Source organism: Mesorhizobium sp. Cs1299R1N1 (assembly GCF_037179655.1).
Lineage (GTDB): Bacteria > Pseudomonadota > Alphaproteobacteria > Rhizobiales > Rhizobiaceae > Mesorhizobium > Mesorhizobium salmacidum.
Map to the genome: position 1 here is coordinate 29278 of NZ_JAPYKR010000015.1, position 22245 is coordinate 51522.

The 22245-nt window shown below is 63.6% G+C and carries 19 protein-coding genes; 7 read left to right on the forward strand and 12 right to left on the reverse strand.

The features are described 5' to 3' along the window. The first annotated feature begins 2 nt into the window (after nt 1–2). The 3 genes from O7A70_RS27490 to O7A70_RS27500 are packed head-to-tail and all read left to right on the forward strand — an operon-like array spanning nt 3 to nt 3654. Nucleotides 3–1988 carry a hydantoinase B/oxoprolinase family protein gene (locus tag O7A70_RS27490; RefSeq protein WP_337143157.1) on the forward strand — a complete coding sequence of 662 codons (1986 nt, stop codon included), beginning with the start codon at nt 3–5 and terminating at the stop codon, nt 1986–1988. Beyond that, nucleotides 1985–2290 carry a (2Fe-2S)-binding protein gene (locus tag O7A70_RS27495; protein WP_337143158.1) on the forward strand — a complete coding sequence of 102 codons (306 nt, stop codon included), beginning with the start codon at nt 1985–1987 and terminating at the stop codon, nt 2288–2290. Before O7A70_RS27490 ends, O7A70_RS27495 begins: the two co-directional genes overlap by 4 nt. Continuing rightward, on the forward strand, nt 2287–3654 hold the full coding sequence (locus O7A70_RS27500; protein ID WP_337143159.1) for an FAD/NAD(P)-dependent oxidoreductase: 1368 nt from the start codon (nt 2287–2289) through the stop codon (nt 3652–3654). The genes O7A70_RS27495 and O7A70_RS27500 overlap by 4 nt, the downstream gene beginning before the upstream one ends. A gap of 16 nt (nt 3655–3670) precedes the next feature. On the opposite strand, the gene O7A70_RS27505 is transcribed toward O7A70_RS27500, so the two are convergent. Then, nucleotides 3671–4996 carry an NAD(P)/FAD-dependent oxidoreductase gene (locus tag O7A70_RS27505; RefSeq protein WP_337143160.1) on the reverse strand — a complete coding sequence of 442 codons (1326 nt, stop codon included), beginning with the start codon at nt 4994–4996 and terminating at the stop codon, nt 3671–3673. Between the two features lie 223 nt (nt 4997–5219). On the opposite strand from O7A70_RS27505, the gene O7A70_RS27510 reads away from it, so the two are divergent. After that, nucleotides 5220–5696, forward strand: coding sequence for an Lrp/AsnC family transcriptional regulator (locus O7A70_RS27510; RefSeq protein ID WP_337143161.1), 477 nt, complete (start codon nt 5220–5222; stop codon nt 5694–5696). A gap of 46 nt (nt 5697–5742) precedes the next feature. Here the strand turns inward: O7A70_RS27510 and O7A70_RS27515 are convergent, their stop codons facing one another. After that, a complete protein-coding gene (locus tag O7A70_RS27515; RefSeq protein WP_337143162.1) occupies nt 5743–6684 on the reverse strand; it encodes a LysR substrate-binding domain-containing protein in 942 nt (313 codons plus the stop codon). 93 nt (nt 6685–6777) lie between these two features. Between O7A70_RS27515 and O7A70_RS27520 the strand changes: the two genes are divergently transcribed. Then, the gene (locus O7A70_RS27520) at nt 6778–8826 is read left to right on the forward strand and encodes an NADH:flavin oxidoreductase (protein WP_337143163.1); all 2049 of its coding nucleotides are present in this window, start codon (nt 6778–6780) and stop codon (nt 8824–8826) included. 63 nt (nt 8827–8889) lie between these two features. Here O7A70_RS27520 and O7A70_RS27525 read toward each other — a convergent pair whose 3' ends face one another. From O7A70_RS27525 to O7A70_RS27560, 8 genes are all read right to left on the reverse strand, one after another. Further along, nucleotides 8890–10545: an ABC transporter ATP-binding protein gene (locus O7A70_RS27525; protein ID WP_337143164.1), complete on the reverse strand. Its 1656-nt coding sequence runs from the start codon at nt 10543–10545 to the stop codon at nt 8890–8892. Further along, a complete protein-coding gene (locus O7A70_RS27530) occupies nt 10542–11393 on the reverse strand; it encodes an ABC transporter permease (protein WP_337143165.1) in 852 nt (283 codons plus the stop codon). The genes O7A70_RS27525 and O7A70_RS27530 overlap by 4 nt, the downstream gene beginning before the upstream one ends. After that, on the reverse strand, nt 11390–12340 hold the full coding sequence (locus O7A70_RS27535) for an ABC transporter permease (RefSeq protein WP_337143166.1): 951 nt from the start codon (nt 12338–12340) through the stop codon (nt 11390–11392). Before O7A70_RS27535 ends, O7A70_RS27530 begins: the two co-directional genes overlap by 4 nt. An 86-nt stretch (nt 12341–12426) precedes the next feature. Continuing rightward, entirely contained in the window at nt 12427–14037 is a 1611-nt protein-coding gene (locus O7A70_RS27540) for an ABC transporter substrate-binding protein (protein WP_337143167.1), read from the reverse strand. 66 nt (nt 14038–14103) lie between these two features. Continuing rightward, the gene (locus tag O7A70_RS27545) at nt 14104–14796 is read right to left on the reverse strand and encodes an HAD-IA family hydrolase (protein WP_442921221.1); all 693 of its coding nucleotides are present in this window, start codon (nt 14794–14796) and stop codon (nt 14104–14106) included. A 267-nt stretch (nt 14797–15063) separates the two neighbouring features. Beyond that, on the reverse strand, nt 15064–16437 hold the full coding sequence (locus tag O7A70_RS27550; RefSeq protein ID WP_337143169.1) for an aspartate aminotransferase family protein: 1374 nt from the start codon (nt 16435–16437) through the stop codon (nt 15064–15066). Between the two features lie 126 nt (nt 16438–16563). Continuing rightward, nucleotides 16564–17403: a GNAT family N-acetyltransferase gene (locus tag O7A70_RS27555; RefSeq protein WP_337143170.1), complete on the reverse strand. Its 840-nt coding sequence runs from the start codon at nt 17401–17403 to the stop codon at nt 16564–16566. Nucleotides 17404–17582: 179 nt separating this feature from the next. Continuing rightward, the gene (locus tag O7A70_RS27560; protein WP_198028847.1) at nt 17583–17723 is read right to left on the reverse strand and encodes a hypothetical protein; all 141 of its coding nucleotides are present in this window, start codon (nt 17721–17723) and stop codon (nt 17583–17585) included. Here O7A70_RS27560 and O7A70_RS27565 point away from each other — a divergent pair. Further along, on the forward strand, nt 17722–18390 hold the full coding sequence (locus O7A70_RS27565) for a haloacid dehalogenase type II (RefSeq protein WP_337143171.1): 669 nt from the start codon (nt 17722–17724) through the stop codon (nt 18388–18390). The two genes, O7A70_RS27560 and O7A70_RS27565, sit on opposite strands and share 2 nt — an antisense overlap. A gap of 16 nt (nt 18391–18406) precedes the next feature. Further along, nucleotides 18407–19681, forward strand: a complete 1275-nt coding sequence (locus tag O7A70_RS27570) for an NAD(P)/FAD-dependent oxidoreductase (RefSeq protein ID WP_337143172.1) — start codon at nt 18407–18409, stop codon at nt 19679–19681. A 38-nt stretch (nt 19682–19719) separates the two neighbouring features. Here the strand turns inward: O7A70_RS27570 and O7A70_RS27575 are convergent, their stop codons facing one another. Next, nucleotides 19720–21177, reverse strand: coding sequence for an NAD-dependent succinate-semialdehyde dehydrogenase (locus O7A70_RS27575; protein ID WP_337143173.1), 1458 nt, complete (start codon nt 21175–21177; stop codon nt 19720–19722). Between the two features lie 15 nt (nt 21178–21192). Then, entirely contained in the window at nt 21193–22236 is a 1044-nt protein-coding gene (locus O7A70_RS27580) for a tartrate dehydrogenase (protein ID WP_337143174.1), read from the reverse strand. Between the last annotated feature and the right edge of the window lie 9 nt (nt 22237–22245).

Here is a 22245-nt window from a genome sequence, read left to right on the forward strand (position 1 = left end):
CTTTGTTTGACCGGACAAACCTTCAGGTTCTGGCGAACCATGCCCGCGCGGCGGCCGAGAACATGGCCCACACGCTACACCGCACCGCGCATTCCGCCTTCGTCAAGGAAACGCAGGACTTCACGGTGATGCTGATGGACCGCTCGGGCGCGACCTTCGCCGTCCCCATGGAACTCGGCGCCACCTGGTATCCCGGGCTTTCGTATAGCCGTGCGATCGCAATGGTGGACGACTACCGGCCTGGCGACGTTGCCTTCACCAACGATCCCTATTCAGGCTATGTCGCCACCCATGCACCCGACACCCATCTGTGGAAGCCGGTCTTTGTCGATGGCGAGATCGTCGCCTGGACCGGAGGCCACATCCACAACACCGACATGGGTGGGGCGGTGCCGGCTTCGCTCAGCCGGGCGCTGACCGAAATCCATCAGGAAGGCATTCGCTTTCCTCCCATGAAGCTCGTGAACGAGGGCGTCTTCGACGAGATGATCCTGCGGATCATGAGCACCAATGTGCGCAAGCCAGATCTCAACATCGGCGACATCAAGGCGCTGGTCGGCGCGCTCAACACCGGCGAGCGCAAGATCCAGGCAATGGTGCGGAAGTTCGGCACGGCCGGCTTTATCGAAGGCGTTGCCGCCCTTCTTGACCACGCGGAGGCGCAGGCGCGCGACGTGCTGCGCTCCATGCCTGACGGCACATGGGAATTCGCGGATTATGCCGACGAGGATTCGGTCGAGGCCAATCCCTGCCGGCTGAAGCTGACGCTGACGATCAAAGGCGGGGAGGCGGTGCTCGACTTCACCGGCTCCGATCCGCAACTCGGCTCCTCGCTCAACGTGCCCTCGGGCGGCGACCCGCGCCACACCATGCTGCTGGTGGGTGTCTATTACGTTCTCTACACGCTCAACCCGAAAATCCTGCTCAACACCGGCCTCACCAGGCCTTTCACCTGCATCACCCCTGAAGGTTCGGTGCTGAACCCGGTCCACCCCGCCGCCGTCGGCATGCGCTCGCTCACCTGCGCCCGGCTGCGCTCGGTCATCTTCGGCGCCTTTTCGCAGGCAGTGCCGGAGCGCCTGCCTGCGGCTCCGGCCGGCAACAATTGCATCATCAACGTCATGACGACGGATGAGCGTACCAGCCGGAGCGTCATCGCGGCGGTGAACCCCGTGGTGGGCGGCGGCGGCGCCATGCCGCATCGCGATGGCACCAACGGATCGGGTGCCGATGCCGCCTATCTCAAGAACACGCCGATAGAGATCACCGAGACCGAGACCCCGGTCGAGTTCGTTAAATACGGGCTCGCCAGGGACAGCGGCGGGGCGGGCCGCTGGCGCGGCGGGCTGGCGACCGAAATGGCTTTCCGCGTCTTTGCTCCGGACTCCAGGATCACGGCCCGCAACCGCGACCGCAGCTTCTTCCGACCCTGGGGCGTGCTGGGCGGCAAGGCGGCTGGCCTGTCCGACATGGTCGTCAATCCGGGGGGCGAGCACAAGCGCAGGCTGGGCAATATCGACACGGCGGTCCTGCAGCCTGGCGACATGCTCGAGATCCGTTCCGCCGGCGGCGGCGGACGCGGTGATCCGTTTCAGCGCGAGCCCTGGCGGGTCGCGCAGGACGTGCGGCGCGGCTATGTCTCGCCGACAGCCGCCGAGCGTGACTATGGCGTCGTCATCCGCAGCGGCGAGATCGATGAACACGCGACGGAGCTGCTGCGCTCACGCAAGGAACCATCGGTCGGTCATTTCCATTTCGGTCCGGAGCGCGATGATTACGAAGCGCAGTGGACGCCGGCGGCCTATGACCAGCTTCATGTGGTTCTGGATGCTTTGCCGATCCATTGGCGCTTCTTCGCCAAGACGGAGATCTTCCGCCGTATGAAAGGACGCTCCGGGCCGGAGGGCGTTCAGGCAGCCTTCGATGCGGTCTGCGAACGCTTCCCCGAATTGCCGCGTCCTCGTCCGCTGCAAGAGGCAGCGGAATGAGCACGGCCGGCCGTATCGTCCGGCTGGCCGAACGCGATCGGGTACAGGTGCACTTCTTTCTCGACGGTGAGATGCGTCACGCGCTGGCCGGCGACACCGTGCTGACCGCCGTGCTGGCTTCTGAACACGCCTTGCGAAAATCCGAGTTCGGTCCCGAGCCGCGCGCAGGGTTCTGCCTGATGGGAGCGTGCCAGGATTGCTGGATATGGCAGGAGGAGGAGAAGCCGCGTCTGCGCGCGTGCACAACCCTCGTTGCTGAGGGTCTCCGGTTGCGTACGACGCCGCCGGAGAGCTGGCCGTGAACGAGGCCTCACCGCCACGGATTGTGATCGTGGGTGCCGGTCCCGCCGGCATCAGGGCCGCCGCCACGCTGGTCAGGGCCGGGCTCCATCCGATGGTGATCGACGAAGGGCATCGCGCGGGCGGGCAGATTTATCGCCGTCCGCCTGCCGGGTTCGTCCGCACGCCAAAGCAGCTCTACGGGTCGGAAGCGGCGAAGGCGCGCGCGCTGCATGCGCTCTTCGACCGGCTGGCCAAAAATGGGCAACTCACCCATTGCGCGGGCAGCTCTGTCATTGCCGCGCATGGAGGCCAGTTGCATGTGCTGGGGGAGGGCGGCGTGCAGGTGGTCGGCTATGAGCGTCTGATCCTTGCCACCGGCGCGTCCGATCGCGTCGCTCCAATCTCCGGTTGGCAGAATGCCGGCGTCTACAGTCTTGGCGCGGCGCAAATCGCGCTCAAGGCGCAAGGTATGGCCCTTGGGCGGCGGATCGTCCTGGCGGGATCGGGGCCTTTGCTGACGCTGGTCAGCACCCAGCTCGTCGAGGCTGGATCGGATGTGGCCGCGGTGCTTGATACGTCTCCCTGGCATCAACAAGTGCAGGGATTCTCAGGCCTTGCCGCCCGGCCGGTCGTTGCGTTGCGCGGCCTGGCCCTGCGGGCGCGGCTCGGCCGCCGCTATCATGCGGGTGTGACACTGGAGCGGATCGAGGCCGACCAGCAGGGCGTCGCAGCCTTGCGCTGGCGCGATGCCAGCGGACGGCAGCAGCTCACTTCCTGCGACATGATCGGCATGGGCTGGCACCTGCGGGCCGAAACCCATCTGGCCGATCTGGCGGGGTGCGCCTTCACCTATGACGAGCAGTGGCGGCAGTGGCTGCCAAAGACCGACGAAATGGGTCGGGCCGGCAACGGCGTCTACCTTGCGGGCGATGGGGTTCGCCTGCTCGGTGCCGATGGCGCCGAGATTGCGGGGCGCCTTGCAGCGGCGGCGTGCCTTGCCGACATCGGATATCAGGCGCCCTCGGTCAGTGCCGATCTGCGCAAGCTCGTGCGCCTCGAGCGCTTTGCCCGCGGTCTGGCTCGCGCCTTTCCCTGGCCGGCGGCCATGGTACGGGCGCTGCCCGATGAGGCGATCGTCTGCCGTTGCGAGAACGTCACTGCCGCAGCCGTGCGCGAGGGGACGGATTTCGGAAGCGGCGAGGCCAACAGGGTGAAGTCACTTTCACGCGCCGGCATGGGGCGCTGCCAGGGGCGCTATTGCCAGTTGGCTGCCGTTGAACTCGTCGCCGCGCAAACCGGCTGTATGCCCGAAGCCGTCGGCAGGTTTCGCGCGCAAGCCCCTGTCCGGCCAGCACCCATCGGCGCCTTCCTCCGGGAAGACTGATACGGTTTCGTCGGACCTAGAAGTCGGCGACCTTGCCCCATACCGAAGCGTCGAAGCGGCGCGGGTCATAGGATGTCGGATCGACGATCGGTTCCGACCCGGTCACCAGATCGGCAACGAGGTACCCGGCGCCTGGTCCGATGCCGAAGCCGTGCCCCGAAAACCCGGCGGCGACGAAGAAACCCGGAACGGTATGGATCTCGCCGATGGCGGGCACGCCGTCCGGCGTGCTGTCGATGTAGCCGGCCCAGGCCGCGCTGATCCTGGTCTGGCGAAGTGCAGGCAGCAGCTCGAGCGCCCGGGCGTGGGTCAGCCGGATGGTGCCCTGATCCGGAACCGGGTCGAGGATGCGCATCCGCTCCATCGGCGTCGGCCGGTCGAGCCGCCAGCGTTGCAGCGTTTCGTGGCCCGAACGCATGCCTTGCAGCCCGCCAGGCCCGATGCTGCGCCAGCGCTTCAGGAACATGGGAAAGAACTGCGACGAGAAACGCAGCTGCTGCGGGGTCACGTCCACGCGTCCGCGTCCGCTTATGGCGAGCGTATAGCCGCCGTCGCCACGGCGCGTGGCCGAAATCTTCGCGGTGTGCAGCGCATCCGGCAGGCCCTTCGCACCGGGCGAGACGGACAGGATGGACGAGCGCACCGACGCCTGCGGGAAGCGGAAACCGAACTGGTGGCAAAATGAGGAGGCCCATGCGCCACCGGACATGACCGCGGCCTTGGTCCGGATCGTTCCACATTCCGTGATCACGCCGCTCAGTCGCCCGGCCTCGGTTTCGATACCGCGCGCCGCGCAATTCTGGTGGACGGTGCTTCCGAGCTTGAGGATGGCGCGGGCGACCGCGGGCGCCGCTCGCGACGGATCGGCAGTGCCGTCGGTCGGCGAGAAGACGCCGCCCCTCCAGCTCCGGCCGGTGGCGCGGCCCCGCGCGGTGGCCTCGGGGCTGTCGAGCATGTGCGTGGTAACACCGGCGGTTCTGGCGAAATCACGCCAACGCGCCCAGCCGGCAAGTTCCGCCTCGTCATTGCTGAGATAAAGCAGCCCGCAACGGCGAAAGCCGATGTCTTCGCCGGTCTCCGCCGCAAAGCTGTCCCACAGGTAGAGGCTTCGGGTTGCCATCGGCAGCTCGCGGGCGTCGCGGTTCTGCTGGCGGCACCATCCCCAGTTTCTGCTGGACTGCTCGGCGCCAATGCGTCCCTTTTCGACAAGCGCGACCTTCAGGCCGCGCCGGGCGAGATAGTAGGCCGCGAAGACACCTACGATGCCTGCGCCGATCACCACCACATCAGCGGATTGCGGTACTTCGCCAGACGTTTCGATTTGCTGCAGCGGCGCGCGCATGATTCCCTCTGCCTTGAAGCTCCAATCTAGCGTGTTGTGCAGGCAGCCGCTGCTGCAGTTGTGGCCGGAGCAGAATTTTATTCCGGCAGTCATATTGAAATCGAGAGTCCCTGCGTTTCAAGTGGCATCCGCTCCGATGGACAGCCCAGCGGGCTGTGGTAGTCTCGACGGTCACCAGCAAGGCAGCATTTTGTGCTGCGGCACTCTTCCTCGGAGACAACCCGTGAAACTCGACCGGATCGATATCAAGATTCTTCACGAACTGCAGAAGAACGGCCGCATCACTAATGTGGAATTGGCGGAAGTGGTGCATCTATCGCCGAGCCCATGCCTGATGCGGGTCAAGAGGCTGCAATCGGAGGGCTACATCGAGGGCTATTCCGCGCACGTCAATATTGGCAAGCTCGGCCAGACATTGACCGTCTTCACCGAAATCACCTTGAAGAACCACCGCCAGGTGGACTTCGCTCGTTTTCTCGCCGTCGTGGACAAGATCGAGCAGGTCATTGAATGTCACCTTGTGTCGGGTGGCTACGACTACCTGATGAAATTTGTGACCTCCGGCATCGGCGAGTATCAGTCGATCATGGAGCGGCTCACCGACATGGATATCGGCATCGACAAGTATTTCAGCTTCGTCGTGCTGAAGTCTCCCATCGTCAAGGCGCACATGCCGCTGCCCAGCCTGTTTCCGAGGTAGTCGGCGTTAGCCGCGCCGCCCGCTACGGCTGTCGCCCCGCAGCCCGCTACAAAATGTCCAGCCGCAGTATCGCGTGCAATGCTTTCAATTCGGCTTGCATCTCGGCGATCATCCAGGCGCTGATATCAGAGACGACAGGCCTTACCGGCTTTGAGCGCGGTGCAATCAGCTGATGAATCCGGCCGGTCTTGATCTGCCTGTCCGAGGCCGGAACAAGCGTTCCCTGAAGCAGCGCCCTTGAAACATTGCTGAGCCAGCCGAGCGCCACGCCTTCCCCGTTCATCGCTGCCTGAAGGACGACCGCGTAGTCCGAGAACTCGAGCCACTTCGCCCTGCTGGTCTTGCGATCCGCTACACCGCCCCAGGCGTCCAGCCACTGCTCCTTGGCGTCTGTAAGATGAAGCAGGACGTGACCGTCCCCGGTTCCGGCATGTATCAACCGACCGTGGGCCGACAGATAGGATGGACTGCATACGGGAACGATGATTTCCGGCGAAAACGCCCAGCGGTGATACTGTGTATCGTCATCGGTCAGGATTCTCGTGGCAAGGTCTACATTCTCGGCAGGCCCTCGTAGAACGCCGGCGATCAATTCGAACCTCAGGTCCACATCAGGAAATCTGTTGTTGAACACTCCTAATCTGGGAACAAACCAGTGTGTTGCCAGAGAACTCGAAAGGGAAAGCGTAACCAGCGGCTTTGCAGCGCGGTTCTGCCTGATCTCCCGGATCACCTGCGCGATGCCTTCAAATCCCTCCCGTACAGCCGAATAAAGGGCGCGCCCTTCCGGGGTCGCGGCCAATCCCGTTGGCTCCCGGGTGAACAGAGCGGCGCCAAAATCGGCTTCGAGCTGGGCGATGCTGCGGCTAACGGATGGTTGAGTGACGTTGAACTCCCGCGCGGCGGCCGTGAAGCTGCCCAGCCGGACAGCAGCCTCGAAAACGAGAAGTCCGCGCGCGGAAGGAACGAGTTTTGCAAAACCAGCCATACGTCCAGCGTATAGCCACCCCAACAATTTTCAAGCTTTCTGAAGTCCCGTAAAGGGCAGACTATAACTCTCAGGAATGGCACGGAGCAGGACGTGAACGTAGCGGCATCTCAAGCAGACAGCACATCCGGCGATCCTCTGCTTCAGCCGTTCCGGCTCAAGGGTCTGACGCTGCGCAACCGCGTCGTCAGCACCAGCCATGCCTCGATGCTGGACGAGGGCGGCCTGCCGCTCGAGCGCTACCAGCTCTACCATGAGGAGAAAGCGCGCGGCGGCCTGGCGATGACCATGGCGGGCGGCTCGGCGATGACCTCGCCCGACTCGAGCTGGGGCGGCGGCCAGCTGGACCTTTCGAGCGATCGCATCGTCCCCCATCTTCAGTCTCTGTCGCAGCGAATCCATCGCCATGGCGCGGCCGTCATGTGCCAGGTCTCACATCTTGGCAGGCGCGCCACCGCCTATGCCGGGAACTGGCTCCCGCCGGTGGCGCCGTCACGCGTTCGCGAGACGCGAAACCGGAATTTTCCGAAGGAGATGGACCCAGCCGACATCGACAGGATCGTCAGGGATTACGCAAGCGCCGCCAAGCGTTGCCGTGACGGTGGGCTGGACGGCATCGAGACCGTCACCGGCGGCCATCTCATCGGCCAATTCCTGTCGCGCAGAACCAACAGACGCATGGATGGATTTGGCGGCTCGCTCGAAAATCGCGCGCGCTTCGGCCTGATGGTTCATGAGGCGATTCGCCAGGCGGTTGGCGACGATTTCGCGGTCGGCATTCGATTCGTCATCGACGAGGCGGTCGATGACGGATCGGATTTCGAGGAATGCCTCGCTTTCGCCCGGTTATTCGAGCGGGAAGGCCATATCGATTTCTTCAATTGCATCTTTGGCCGCATGGACACCGAGCTGTCCCTGGCCGAGCAGAACATGCCTGGCATGTTCACCCGGAGCGCGCCGTTTCTGCCGCTGGTTGGGCAGTTCAAGCGAGAGACCCGATTGCCTGTCATCCATGCCGCCGCCATCAGGGATGTAGCCACGGCCAGGCATGCCATCCGCGAGAACCTTGTCGACCTGATTGGCATGACGCGGGCGCATATTGCCGATCCGCATATCGTCAACAAGCTGATGCGGGGAGAAGAAGACCGCATTCGCCCGTGCGTCGGCGCTTCCTACTGCCTCTATAAGAAGGTGCAGTGCGTTCACAATCCGGCCAGCGGCCATGAAACGATCATCAGCCATACCATCGCCGGGACCGAAACGCAGAAACGTGTAGTCGTGGTCGGCGGGGGTCCGGGTGGGATGGAAGCGGCAAGGGTCGCTGCCGAGCGTGGGCACAAAGTCTGCCTGCTTGAAGCCGGGGCCCGGCTCGGCGGGCAGGTGCTCGTTGCGGCCTCCGCCGTCGACCGCAAGAATCTCATAGGCATAGTCGATTGGCGCGTCGATGAACTCGCCCGCCTCGGCGTGGACGTCCGTCTCAACACCTATGCGGACGCGGGGGTCGTCCTGGCCGAGAAGCCGGACGCGGTGATCGTTGCCACCGGCGGCGTTCCGGACATGGAATGGCTGGAGGGCGCCGAACATTGCGACAGTGTCTGGGATGTCTTGACCGGCGTCGTGCCGGCGAAGGACGATGTTCTCATCTACGACGAGACTGGACGCCAGGCCGCTATTTCCTGCGCCCTGCATCTTGCCCGCCTGGGGCGCGTGGTCAGCCTGGCCATCGCAGACGACACCGTGGCGATCGAGACACCCTATCCGGACAGGGTAAGTTTCCGCAAACTTGCCTCGGAACTCGGCATCCGGGTTGTCTGCGACATGCGACTGGTCAAGGCGGCGGGCCAAGACAACGGAATCGCCGCCAGATTCCGGCATGAGCTCACCGGTGCGGAAACGGAAATGACGGCAGCCCAACTCATTGTCGAGCGCGGCACGGCGCCCATGGAAGATACCTACCAGGAATTGCGTGCGCGCTCCGCCAACAACGGCGTCACCGACATCGCACTCATGACGGGAACAAAGACAAAGGGTGGTCCCCACGCTGCTGGATCGTTCGTCTTGCACCGCATTGGAGACGCAGTTGCCAGCCGGGATATCTACTCGTCGATCTATGAAGCCTACCGGCTCTGCTCGCAATTGTAGAGCGGGTGAAAGCCGGCATGCTGGCTGGCCTCGATGCCGCTGCTCAGCCTGTTCCCGAAGTGGTCAGCGGTGGCCGTATTGGCTGACGAGGTCGGGATCACGGACAAGGCCATCGAGCCAGGTGGGATCGAGCTTCGGTACTGAGGAGAACAGAAGCTTGGAATAACGGTGGGTGGCTGCCTTGACCTTGTCAGGCGTGATCTGCTCCACCCGCTCGCCATTGTACATGACCATGATCTCGTCGCAGATGGCCTCGACGACCGACAGGTCATGGCTGATGAAGATGTACGAGAGCCCCAGCTCGCGCTGCAGCTCCTTGAGAAGCTCGATCACCGCGGCCGCCACCACCGTGTCGAGTGCCGAGGTGATTTCATCGCAGATGATCAGCTTGGGGTCGGCCGCCAGCGCGCGCGCGAAGTTCACCCGCTGCTTCTGGCCGCCGGAGAGTTCGGATGGATGGCGGTAGCGCAGCGTCTTGGGCAGGCGCACCATGTCGAGCAGTTCGTCGACGCGCTTCGACCGCGTCCGCCTGTCGAGCCCGTGATAGAACGCCAGCGGCCGGGCGATGATGTCTTCCACCGGCTTGGCCGGATTGAGCGCCGTATCGGCATACTGGAACACGATCTGCATCTCGCGCAGCTGGTCCTGGCTGCGCTTCCCCGCCGCGCGCTGCAGTTTCCTGCCATCGAAGACGATCTCTCCGGCGGCCGCCGGATGGATGCCGGCGATCACCCGCGCCAGCGTCGATTTTCCGCAGCCGGATTCGCCGATGATGCCGAGATTGCGCCCCTTCTCCACGACCAGGCTGACGGAATCGACAGCGCGGATGAGGGGCAGCCCGTCATCCCGAACCGCGCCGTAGCCGGCCGTCAAATTGTCGATGCGCAGCAGCTGTTTGGTTACCGCATCCGCGTCCGCATGCGCTTGCCGGCGCTTCGGTTCGAACGCGGCCAACAGTTCGCGCGTGTAGGGGTGCTGGGCAGCCGAAAGAATTTGAGCCGTGGTGCCGGTCTCCTGCACTTCGCCCCCCTTGAGCACAACGATGTGGTCGGCGATCTGGGCGACGACCGCGAGGTCGTGCGAAACGTAGACACCCGCCATGCCGCCCGCCCGCATGACCGACTTGAACGCCTTCAGCACGTCGATTTGTGTCGTCACGTCGAGTGCCGTCGTCGGCTCGTCGAAGATGACCAGCTTGGGATCACCGATGAGCGCCATGGCCGCCGACAGCCGCTGCAATTGTCCGCCTGAAACCTGATGTGGATAGCGGGCGCCGATCCCATCGGGATCCGGCAGCGACAAGGCCTTGAACAACTTGACCGCACGCTTTCGAGCTTGTTCGGGAGGCATCAGCTTGTGGATCCGCGTAACCTCGATCACCTGCTCCATGATCGTGGACGAGGGGTTGAAGGACGCGGCGGCACTTTGCGGAACATAGGCGATATCGGTGCCGCGTAGTTTGGCACGCTCCTTTTCGGAAAGTGCCGCCATGTTCTTGCCGTTGACGTTGATCTCGCCGCCGGTGATCCGGCAGCCTGGCCGTGCGTGCCCCATGAGCGAGAGCGCCACTGTCGTCTTGCCGGAGCCGCTCTCACCGATGAGGGCGACGATCTCGCCGTCGGCTATATCGAGGCTGACGCCCTTGATGATTTCGACAATCCGCCCGGCGTCGGTCGTCGCCTCGATCCTCAGGTTCCTGACCTCGACGAGATTGGTCATGCGTCCCTGTCCCTGATCTTCTTCGGCAAATTGTCGATCAGCAGGTTGACGCTGATGGTGAGGCTGGCGATCGCCAGCGAGGGCACGATGACGGCGGGAGCCGCGAAAGGCAGGCCGCCGATATTCTCGCGCACCAGCGCGCCCCAGTCGGCGAGCGGCGGCTGCAGCCCAAGCCCTAGGAAGGACAGGCCGGAGAGCAACAGCACGATGAAGACGAAGCGCAGGCCGAAATCGGCCAGCACCGGGCGGATGATGTTGGGCAGGATCTCGGACCCGATGAGATAGATGGTGCTTTCGCCACGGACACGGGCGACGGTCATGAAGTCCATGGTGTTGATGTTGACGGCGAGCGCCCGCGCGAAGCGGTATGCGCCCGGGGTGTAGATGACGGCGAGCGTCAGGATCAGCACTGGGATCGATGAGCCGACCGCTGCAACGACCACAAGGCCGAACAGCTTGCTGGGGATCGAGTTCATGGCGTCCAGGAAGCGGCTGAGGCAGGTGTCGAGCCAGCCGCCGGTGACGGCCGCGATCATGCCGAGCACGACACCGGAAAAGCAGGCGATGACGACGGCGGCGAGCGATATGCCGACGGTATAGCGTGCACCCATCAGAACCCGCGAGAGCATATCGCGCCCCAGATAGTCCGAGCCGAGCCACAGCCCCTGGCGCATCGGGCCGAAATAGTCGTCGTCGACGATGTCGCCAATCGAATGGGGGATGATGATGGGCGCGAAGATGGCGATCAGCGTCCACGCCAGGATGACCAGCGCGGCGACGACGCCCACGAGATTGTAGCTGTGGCCGAGGAACGACCGGCGGGAGGCTGCCACGCGTGACACCATCATCTGAGCCTCGGATTGGACATGATGGCGATGATGTCGGCGGCGGTGATGAGCAGGAGATAGCCGAGGCAGAAGATCATCGCGCAGCTCTGGATCAGCGGCAGATCGCGGGTCGCGACCGCGTCCACCATCAGCTTGGCGATGCCGGGATAGTTGAAGATCGTCTCGACGATGATGACGCCGCCGACTAGATAGGACAGCGACAGCGCGACCGCGTTGACGATCGGCCCGAGCGCATTGGGAAGCGCGTGCTTCAGCACCATGCGGCTACGCGAAGCGCCCTTGAGAAGCGCCATCTCGACATAGGGCGTGGAGAGCGTTTCGATCACCGCGGCGCGAGTCATGCGGATCATCTGGGCGGAGATGACGAAAGTGAGCGTAATCACGGGCATGGCGTAAATCCGCACGAGGTCGGTCAGCGAATGCGCCTCGTTGACCGAAGACAGCGCCGGCAGCCATTTGAGATAGACGGCAAAGAGCAGCACAGCCAGCGTGGCGACCATGAACTCCGGCACGGAGATGATGCCGATCGAAAGAATGGTGACGGTGCGGTCGTAGATGGAACCCCGCAGCATCGCAGCGGTGATGCCGAGCGTCAGCGCCAGCGGCACCGAGAGCAGCGTGGTGATGCCGGCGAGCTCCATTGTGTTGACAAGTCGGCCGCCGATCAGCGTCGCGACCGGCATGTCGTTGGCATAGGAGGTGCCGAGTTCGCCGTGGAGCAAGCCTACCAGCCAGCGCAAGAAGCGCAGGATCGCCGGATCGTTGAGATGCATGGCCTCGCGCAGGCCGGCGACCGCTTCGGGGGTCGCCGCCTGGCCGAGCAAGATAGACGCAGTGTCGCCAGGCAGCATGCTGGTGGCGAAAAACACGGCGAACAGGACGATCAGAAGGGTGACGACCGCGACCGCCAGCCGCTTCAGCACGAGGTTGAGAACCCCAGACGTCATGGAAGCGCTCCTGCGGTTGCGTTCGGCCAAGCCGTGTTGCGCAATAGGTGCCAGGGACCGGCTGTCCGGTCCCTGGCAGGACCCTCTCAGGCTTCGAGCCAAAGGTGTTCCGCCATTGCGTAGCCCATCATGCCACCAAGCGGGTTCGCTTCCAAACCCTTCACCTTGCTGGAAAGGGCATCGACGTTGGAAATGTAGGCCGGGATGATGGTGCCGGCCTCCTCGGAGACCATGACCTGCATCTGGTTGTAGATTTCCTTGCGCTTGGCCTGGTCGAGCGAGCCACGCGCCTCAACAAGCAACTTGTCGAACTTCTCGGACTTGTACTGGCTTTCGTTCCAGGGCGCGTTCGAGGCGTAGAGGAGCGAGAACAGGATGTCCGGCGTCGGACGCGGATTGATGTTGCCGAAGTGAATCGGCGCTTTCAGCCAGTAATTGTCCCAGTAGCCGTCGGAGGGGACCCGCTGGACGTCGAGCTTCATGCCGATATCCGCGCCGGCGGCCTGGATGATGACAGCCATGTCGATCGACGAGGTCGCGGCGTCGGAGGCGATCACGGGGATGGACTGGCCAAGCAGGCCCGCCTTCTGGAAGTGGAACTTCGCCTTGTCCGGGTCGAAAGCTTTCGGCTTGAGGTCGGTATTGTGGAAGATATTCGCTGGCGAAACCGGCTGGTCGTTGCCGACCTCGCCGAGACCGCGCAATGCCGATTTGACGATCTGCTCGCGGTTGACGAGATACTTCATGCCGGCCACGAAGTCGGCCTTGCTGCCCGGATCCGTGTCGAGGCGGATGTTGAGATCCGTGTAGTTGCCCGAAGTCGTCTTCGAGAGTTCAAAGCCCGGCTGGCCCCCGATGAGCTTCATGGCGCGCGGATTGATCGAGGCCGCGAAATTGATGTCCCCTGACAAGAGCGCATTGACGCGGGCACTGTCGTCGCTGATGGCAATGAATTCGAACGAGTCCAAATAGGGCTTGCCCGACTTCCAGTAGTTTTTGTTCTTGGTGACGACCGATCGCACGCCCGGTTCGAACGTCTGGAGGACGAAGGCGCCCGTGCCGTTGCCCTTGGAAAAGTCGGTGGTGCCGTCCGCGACGATCATGAAGTGATGCAATGCCAGAATGGTCGGAAGGTCGGCATTCGGATCGGCGAGGGTGATTTCGACGGTCGATTTGTCGACCGCCTTGAAGCCGGTCATCTGCGCGGCGATCTTGGCGACCTTGGAGCCGACCGCTTTGTCGAGATGGCGCTTCAGCGAGAAGATGACGTCTTCGGCGGTGAGGTCCTTGCCGTCGTGGAAGGTGACGCCCTTGCGCAGCTTCACGGTCCAGGTCTTGGCGTCCTTGCTGTCGAAACTCTCGGCTAACTCCATCTGCGTCTTGCCATCCTTGTCGAGGAAGGTCAGGCGGTTATAGAGCGAGCAGCAGCGGACATAGTCGGTGGAGAGCGACGCCTTTGCCGGGTCGAGCGTGTCGGCGGTCGAGGACGACCAGCCGGCCGCCTTCAAATTTCCGCCGGAAACGGGCGTGGCGGCGACGGCTTGGGTCGCTCGGCCGAGCACCACGCTGCCCGCGGCAACAGCGGCGCCGCCGGCCAGCAGCATCTTGAGGAGTTCGCGGCGGTTCGCGCCCCGCCGAATGGCGCTTTCGACCATGGCATCGTCTGCGCTGGTCCAGTTGGTGATCTTGTCGGTCATGTCATTCCCCTTTCTGTTGGTTTCTCGGTCCGGATGCCCGTCTTGCTGCGAGCTTTCCGGCTTGGCTCAGGTTCGTTCCTTCAGGCTTTCCCGCACGGCCGCCGCCAAGGTGGCCATCGAGGTGAAGTGGTAGTCCGGCTTGGTGAAGCGTTCGGGCTCGATCGTGCCGCCATAGCCCTTCTGGGCGTGCCGGCGCTCGATCCAGCAATTGGTCATGCCAAGCGCGCGGGATATGCCGATGTCGTGGTGCTGGCTTTGCGCGACATGCAGGATGTCATCCTTGCTGTCGCTGCGGGACGCCACGAAATCGAAAACTTTCTGGAAGAAGGCCGGGTCCGGTTTCTCGGTGCCTGTATCGTCGGCGGTGAAGGTGGCGAAGAAGGGCGATCCGAGCTGCTTCTCGAAATGCTCCAGCGCCCAGCGCCGGGCATTGGTCACGGCGATTAGCTTGTGCGACTTCGCAAGGTCGGCCAATGCCGCCGCGCTGTCGGGGAAGCCTTTCCAAACGATGGCTGAATCCCGCAGGCGGACACCATATTTCTCTTCGGCCGGCAGGCCCAGCCGCGGCGCGATGATCATGTAGACGCGCACGAGATCGTCCGGGAACGACCCCACCCCAGGCATGTAACGGGCCTGCCGATAGAGGGCGAGAGCCTCTTCGCCGTCGATCGAAACACCGGCCTCGGCGGCAATGCCAGCCAGGCAGGTCGTTATGCCGCCTTCGAAGTCGATCAGCGTGCCGACCACATCGAAGGTCATGTATTTGAATTCGCTAAAGCCCCTGGCCAAGACTGGCTCTCCTTTGCGCGCTGCCGAATTGCATGTGCTGAACAGAACAAAATTCCGTGCTGTCCGGGGCGTCGGCCGTTTCCGAAGGCCCGGAAAACCGGGCTTTCTGGCCTTGTCTTAACTGCAGTCTGGCACTTCCCCCGCGCTGGATTCGCCGAAAAGGCGCAAGTGCGCGGCACAAAATTGCGAAATCGTCTGCCCCGGCGATATTTCGAGACCCGACATATTTCGCGCCTCTCATGCCAGAGCTTGGCGGATATCGGGATCGTCCAGCGTCTGGTCGAGTGTTCGGTGCGTGCGGTCGATGATCGCATCGATATCGCTGTCGGTACAGCAGAGCGGCGGCGCATAGCCGAGGACCCCTTGCGCGAAGGCACGGATGATGAGGCCATTGTCCCACGCCCTGTCGAAGACTCGCCGCGCCGGCATGGCCGACGCGGGAAGCGGTGTTTTCTTCTGCTTGTCGGTCACCAGTTCGACCGCTGCAAGCATGCCGCGGCCGCGCACCTCGCCGACGAGCGGATGGTCGCTCAGGCTGTTCAATCCCGCCATCAGGCGTGCGCCGGCCCTGATGCCGTTCTCCAAAAGCCCATTTTCATAGAGCCTCAACACTTCGAGCGCGACGGCGGCGCTGACGGGATGGGCGGAGTAGGTGTAGCCGTGGCCGACCGCCGAAGCGCCCGCGCCGTCGGCGATCACGTCGTAGACATGATCGGCCATGAACACCGCGCCCATCGGAACATAGCCCGAGGTCAGGCCCTTCGCCGTCGTCATGAAATCGGGAACGATGTCCTCCTCCGTGCAGGCGAACAGTGGTCCCGTGCGGCCGAATCCGGTGATCACCTCGTCGGCGATGAACAGGATGCCGTATTCCCGGCAAAGCTCGCGGATCGCCTTCATCCATCCTTTCGGGGGGACGATGACACCGCCCGAGCCCTGGATCGGCTCGGCATAGAAGGCAGCGACGCGCTCCGGCCCAATTTCCTCGATCTTGATCTTCAGCGCGGCGAGCGAGGCTGCGATGATCGCGTTTCCGTCTTCGCCGACTGGATTTCGATAGGGATAGGGGGACGGGATCTTATGCTGCCATTCGAAGGGGATGCCGAAGCCGGCGTGAAAAGCAGGCAGCGCGGTCAGGCCGGCGCCGACCACCGACGATCCGTGATAACCCTGCTCGATCGAAATGAACTGGTCGCGCTGCGGCTCGCCATTGGCGTTCCAGTAGTAGCGGACGAAACGGATCGTGCTGTCTACCGCGTCCGATCCGCCGAGCGTGAAATAGACGTGATTGAGATCCCCGGGCGCGCGCTCCGCCAGTTCCGAAGCAAGCCGGATGGCCGGCTCCGAACCCAGATCGAAATATGCGGTGGCGTAGGGAAGCTCGCGCATCTGCCGAGCCGCGGCCTCGACGATGCTGTCATGGCCGTAGCCTGCGTTGACGCACCACAATCCTGCGAAACCATCGACGAGCTGCTTGCCGGACGCATCGGTCACGGTCGCACCCTTCGCAGATTTCAGCACGCGCACGCCGAGCGCCTCGTGGCCGCGATAAGACGAAACCGGATGAATAAGATGGGCGCGGTCGAGTTCGATCAGGGAATTGGCGAGCATTGATACCTCCGGCTAGAGCATGATGCCGAAAAGTGTGAAGCGGTTTTCGGGCGACATCATGCTCTATCCCTTTGATTTAGAGCCGGATTCAGACTTCGGATCGACTCGATCCGAAATCATCCGGCTCTAGCCGAGCGCCTGGTTGGCGAGTGCGTAAACTCTTGGCCGTGCCCGTGCCGCGTCCGGCCTGGACGGACGGTCCATGGTCACGCCGCCGCCGACATGGGCGAGGCCGATTTCCGTGAGCCAGTCGGCGATGCCGGTCCTGCTGTCGGTATCCACGCGCAGGAAGGCACCGGGGCGCGACGCGGCGAAAAAGCTGATCAGGCCCTTGGCGTCCTCGACACTCCCGGCGATCACGGGGCCGATCACCTCGCCGCCTCCGAACGGGCGGATCGCCGCATAGGCCTCGATGGCGCCGTTGCGGCGGACGACGGCGAATTCCCCGCGCTCGGCAAGCGCATCGATCAGAGCTTCACGGTCCGCGCCATAGGCGTCGCGGTCCATCGCCTTGATTTCCGGCAGGTCGACAATGGCCGCGGCCTCCATCCCGGCAGGCGCATCAAGCTCCGCGACCTGGCCCTGATGCTGCAGGACCGTGCCGGAGGGCACAAAGCCCAGTTTCTCATAGAGAGGCATGCCGTCCCGCGTCGCCACAAGTCGCAGCGGACGGTCTTCAGCAAGGGCGAAGGCCTTTTCCATCAGCCGGCGTCCCAGCCCCTTGCCTCGCACATTCCTGTCGACAATCACCATGTTGATCATGGCGCAATCATCGCCATAGGGCGTGACCAGGATGGTCCCGGTGACCTGGCCGTGGTCGCCGAGCGCGACCGCGCCGCTGGAGAGTTGCAACGCCATCTGCCAGTCCTGCGGACGATGCGGCCAATTCTCTTGGCGCGAAAGCGCGACGGCGCCCTCGATATGGTCCGGCCCGAACGCTCGGAGTTCGATCTCTTCCTGCTGCATGAGGCATCCTTCCGTCTGCCGTAAGTCTCGACCATCGGCGCGCCGCAGATCGTCTGAAGGCGCTGGCTTCGGCGGTATCATTCGCCGTAGCGCAAGCGGTGCGCCGCATCTTGTGCTGGCGCCGCCCGTGGCGGATGCGTTTCAGGTCAAGGAAGGCAGGCTCATTGACCGTCGGGATGCTACAGCGTGCCAAACCAGCAGGCGGATACGAAACTTTCTGCTTTCGGGAAGGCTATTTCGGTCAGGTGGCTCGCCGCCCGCCGGCCTATGATGAAATACATCCCAACGCGGAAGTGCTTCCACTGGAGATCGACGGACATGGCTTCTTTCAGGCCCAAATACATCACCTTCGACTGCTATGGCACGTTGACCTTTTTCCAGATGGCGGAAGCGGCGCGCGACCTCTATGGCAGCCAACTCGACGAGCCGCGCATGCAGGAGTTCATCAAGAATTTCGCGGCATATCGGCTCGACGAGATCCTGGGCGACTGGAAGCCCTATGCCGACGTCGCCCACAATGCGCTCGAGCGCGCCTGCAAGCGCAATGGTGTCGTCTTCAGTCCCGACGATGCCAAAATGGTCTATGAGCGTGTCCCGACCTGGGGACCGCATGCAGATGTTCCGGCGGGCCTGGCAAAGGTCGCCAAGGAAATTCCGCTGGTTATCCTCTCCAACGCCATGAACGCGCAGATCATGTCCAACGTCGAGAAGCTCGGCGCGCCCTTCCATGCTGTCTATACGGCCGAGCAGGCGCAGGCCTACAAGCCCCGCTTCAAGGCCTTCGAATACATGTTCGATAGGCTGGACTGCGGCCCGGAGGACATTCTTCACTGCTCGTCCTCGTTCCGCTACGACCTGATGTCGGCGCACGATCTCGGCATCAAGAACAAGGTCTGGGTCAACCGCGGTCACGAACCGGCCAACCCCTATTACGGCTATGTCGAGATATCGGACATTTCGGGCCTTCCAGGCGTGGTCGGTCTCTAAAACAGGCGGATTGCCGATGAAGCTGGTCTCCTACTGGCACGACACAGCCCCCGTATTTTCCGGCGCGGCGCAAGGCCCGGTCGAGGGGCACTACGATGCCGCCATCATCGGCGGCGGCTTCACCGGTCTCGCCGCCGCGCGCCAATTGGCTAAGGCCGGCGCCAAGGTGGTGGTGCTGGAAGCGGAGCGCGTGGGCTGGGGGGCATCCGGGCGCAATGGCGGGCATCTGAACAACGGGCTTGCCCATAGCTACCTCTCGGCCAAGGCGGAGCTCGGCAAGGAACGCGCGATCGCGCTGTACCGGGCGCTGGACGACTCCGTCGACACGATCGAGGCACTGGTCGCGCAGGAAGGCATCGACTGCGACTTCCGTCGCGCCGGCAAGCTGAAGCTCGCCTCCAAGCCGCAGCATTTCGAAGCGATCGCCCGCAACTTCGAAGCCCTCCATGCCGAGGTGGATCCGGACACGGCGCTGCTGTCGGTAGATGATCTGAAATCCGAAATCGGTTCGCCTTTCCATGGCGCGATGCTGTCGAGGAAGAGCGCCATGATGCATATGGGCCGCTATGTGGCCGGGCTGGCCACGGCGGCTGCCCGTCACGGCGCAATTATCCAAGAGAACGCGGCGGTAACGGATCGCAAGCAGGTGGGAAAAAAGCATGAGTTGACCACGTCGCGTGGCCGCATCAGCGCCGACAACGTGCTGGTGGCGACCGGCGCCTATACCACGCCTAATTTCGGCTATTTCCGCCGCAGGATCATCTCCGTCGGCAGCTTCATCATCGCCACGCGGCCGTTGAGCGACGCCGAGACCGCCGCGATCATGCCGGGCAACCGCACTTGCGTGACCTCGATGAACATCGGCAACTACTTCCGGCTTTCGCCCGACAATCGCCTGATCTTCGGCGGCCGCGCACGCTTCTCGGCCACATCGGACCAGCGCTCCGACGCCAGGAGCGGCCAGATATTGCAGGCAAGCCTGGCCACGATCTTCCCGCAGCTCGCCAGGGTCGAGATCGACTATTGCTGGGGCGGGCTGGTCGACATGACCAAGGACCGCTTTCCGCGGGCCGGCTACCATGACGGGGTCTGGTATGCGATGGGCTATTCAGGCCACGGCGCGCAGCTCTCCACGCATCTCGGCATGGTCCTGGCAGATGCCATGCTCGGCCGCGACGACCGCAATCCGCTGAAAGGACTCGAGTGGCCTGCCATCCCCGGCTATTCCGGCAAGCCCTGGTTCCTGCCGATGGTTGGCCTCTACTACAAGGCGCTCGACCGGATTCAATGATCTCCTGTCCGGGTGGGGCCGGGCTCTAGCCAATTGCCTCAGCTGAGCCCGCCCATATGAAAACTCTTCATCTCGAGATATTCCTCTATCCCGGCCTGCGCACCCTCGCGCCCGAGGCCGGACTGCTTGACGCCGCCGAAGGGCGCGACCTCCATCGAGACCGAGCCGGTGTTGAGCCCAACCATGCCGAACTCCAGCGCTTCGCCGACGCGCCAGGCGCGTTTCAAATTTTCGGTGTAGAAGTAAGAGGCAAGCCCGTAAGGCGTGCCGTTGGCGAGAGCGATCGCTTCTTCTTCCGTTTCGAAGCGGAAAAGTGGTGCGACCGGGCCGAAGGTCTCCTCGTCGGCAAGCTGCATCTCGTTAGTTGCGCCGGTCAGCACCAGCGGCGCGACATATTGCAGGCCCTCCGGCAAAGCCGGCTTTTGCGTGATGATCTCGGCACCCTTGGCGAGCGCGTCCTCGACGTGGCGGTTGATCTTCTCGACCGCCGCCATGTTGATCATCGGCCCGATCGCGACGCCGGGCTGCGTGCCGGGCCCCACGGTCATGGCGTTGACACGGGCGGTGAGCTTCGCGGCGAAGGTTTCATAGACGCCGGCCTGGACAAGGATGCGGTTAGCGCAGACGCAGGTCTGGCCGCCATTGCGGAATTTCGAGACGAGTGCGCCCTCGACGGCGAGATCGAGATCGGCGTCGTCGAAAACGATGAAGGGTGCGTTGCCGCCGAGTTCTAGACTCAAGCGCTTCACACTGTCGGCCGCGCCGCGCATCAGCAGCGAACCGACCCGCGTCGAGCCGGTGAAGGATATCTTGCGCACCACCTCGTTGGCCATGATCTCGTTGCCAATCTCGGCCGGCATGCCGGTGACGATGTTGATGACGCCGGCGGGTATACCCGCCCGTTCGGCGAGCACGCCGAGCGCCAGCGCCGAATAGGGCGTGAACTCGGACGGCTTGATCACTACCGTGCAGCCGGCGGCCAGCGCCGGCGCGACCTTGCGGGTGATCATCGCGTTGGGAAAGTTCCACGGCGTGATGATGCCGCAAACGCCTACCGGTTCCTTCAGCACGATGATGCGGCGGTCTGATGTGGGCGAGGGGATGGTATGGCCGTTGATGCGGCGCGCTTCCTCGGCAAACCATTTGACGAAGGATGCGCCGTAGCGGATCTCGCCCTTGGCCTCGTCCAGGGGCTTGCCTTGTTCCGTCGTCAGGATCAGCGCCAGATCGTCAAGATGCGCCAGCATCAGGCCGTGCCATGCTTCCAGGAGCGCCGCGCGTTCGGCATTGGTCTTCTTCCTCCAGTCCCGATAGGCGGAAGCCGCGGCCGCTATCGCCGCACGGGTCTCCGTACCGGCCATGTCGGGTACTGTGCCGATCGCCAATTGAGTGGCTGGGTCGAGCACATCGACCGTTTTGCCGGAGCCGGCGGCGACCCATCTGCCGCCGATCAGGCCGGCCTCGCGGAAGAGATCTTCGTCTTTCAGGTTTTTCATCGAAATGCCTTGCAATCAGGTGAGTGCCGCGACGACGGCCGCTGTGATGGCTTCAGTCCTGTCCTTCCCGGGAGCGGTTCCAATGCCGCGCGCGGTTGTCGCTTCGACCGCCTTCATGACGCGGCCGGCCGCGGCCGTTTCGCCGAGATGTTCGAGCATCATCGCGCCGGACCATATGGTGGCGATCGGGTTGGCGATGCCCAGATGCGCGATATCGGGCGCGGAGCCGTGCACCGGCTCGAACATGGACGGCCCCGAGCGGTCGGGGTTGATGTTGGCGGAGGCGGCGTAGCCGAGCCCGCCCTGGATCGCCGCGCCGATGTCGGTGAGGATGTCGCCGAACAGGTTGGAGGCGACGACCACGTCGAGGCTCTCCGGCGCCATGATCATGCGCGCGGCCAGCGCGTCGACATGATAGCTGGTCACAACGACGTCAGAGTACTCCGCAGCCAGCTTTCGCGTGATCTCGTCCCAGAACACCATCGAGTACTTCTGCGCGTTGGACTTGGTGACGGAGACAAGCCTGCCGCGCCGTGTCCGCGCCTGCTCGAAGCCGAAGCGCAGGATGCGCTCGACGCCGGCGCGGGTGAAGATCGAGGTCTCCACGGCGACCTCGTCCAGAGTGCCTTGATGCACACGCCCGCCGGCGCCCGAATATTCGCCTTCAGTGTTCTCGCGGATGCACAATATGTCGAAGCTCTCGGCCCGCAGCGGGCCTGTCACGCCCGGCAGCAGGCGGTGCGGCCGGATGTTGGCATATTGCACGAACGCCTTGCGGATCGGCAGCAGCAGGCCGTGGAGCGAGACGGAATCCGGCACCTCCACCGGCCAGCCGACCGCGCCGAGAAGGATGGCGTCGAAGCCGCGCAAGGTTTCGATGCCGTCCTCCGGCATCATCCGGCCGGTTTCCTTGTAGAATTTGCAGGACCAGGGGAATTCGGTTCCGGTCAAGGTAAAGCCGCCGTACTTGGCCGCCGTATCCAGCACGGACCAGGCGGCGGCGGTCACATCGCGGCCGATGCCGTCACCGGGGATCAGGGCGATCGAATAGGACTTCATAGGCATCTC

Excerpts from the sequence above, each read along its gene's own strand:
- O7A70_RS27495 (WP_337143158.1), top strand. The coding sequence starts at position 1,985 with ATGAGCACGGCCGGCCGTATCGTCCGGCTGGCCGAACGCGATCGGGTA.
- O7A70_RS27505 (WP_337143160.1), bottom strand. The coding sequence starts at position 4,996 with ATGCGCGCGCCGCTGCAGCAAATCGAAACGTCTGGCGAAGTACCGCAA.
- O7A70_RS27515 (WP_337143162.1), bottom strand. The coding sequence starts at position 6,684 with ATGGCTGGTTTTGCAAAACTCGTTCCTTCCGCGCGCGGACTTCTCGTT.
- O7A70_RS27525 (WP_337143164.1), bottom strand. The coding sequence starts at position 10,545 with ATGACCAATCTCGTCGAGGTCAGGAACCTGAGGATCGAGGCGACGACC.
- O7A70_RS27530 (WP_337143165.1), bottom strand. The coding sequence starts at position 11,393 with ATGATGGTGTCACGCGTGGCAGCCTCCCGCCGGTCGTTCCTCGGCCAC.
- O7A70_RS27535 (WP_337143166.1), bottom strand. The coding sequence starts at position 12,340 with ATGACGTCTGGGGTTCTCAACCTCGTGCTGAAGCGGCTGGCGGTCGCG.
- O7A70_RS27540 (WP_337143167.1), bottom strand. The coding sequence starts at position 14,037 with ATGACCGACAAGATCACCAACTGGACCAGCGCAGACGATGCCATGGTC.
- O7A70_RS27545 (WP_442921221.1), bottom strand. The coding sequence starts at position 14,796 with ATGACCTTCGATGTGGTCGGCACGCTGATCGACTTCGAAGGCGGCATA.
- O7A70_RS27550 (WP_337143169.1), bottom strand. The coding sequence starts at position 16,437 with ATGCTCGCCAATTCCCTGATCGAACTCGACCGCGCCCATCTTATTCAT.
- O7A70_RS27555 (WP_337143170.1), bottom strand. The coding sequence starts at position 17,403 with ATGCAGCAGGAAGAGATCGAACTCCGAGCGTTCGGGCCGGACCATATC.
- O7A70_RS27565 (WP_337143171.1), top strand. The coding sequence starts at position 17,722 with ATGGCTTCTTTCAGGCCCAAATACATCACCTTCGACTGCTATGGCACG.
- O7A70_RS27560 (WP_198028847.1), bottom strand. The coding sequence starts at position 17,723 with ATGTCCGTCGATCTCCAGTGGAAGCACTTCCGCGTTGGGATGTATTTC.
- O7A70_RS27570 (WP_337143172.1), top strand. The coding sequence starts at position 18,407 with ATGAAGCTGGTCTCCTACTGGCACGACACAGCCCCCGTATTTTCCGGC.
- O7A70_RS27575 (WP_337143173.1), bottom strand. The coding sequence starts at position 21,177 with ATGAAAAACCTGAAAGACGAAGATCTCTTCCGCGAGGCCGGCCTGATC.
- O7A70_RS27580 (WP_337143174.1), bottom strand. The coding sequence starts at position 22,236 with ATGAAGTCCTATTCGATCGCCCTGATCCCCGGTGACGGCATCGGCCGC.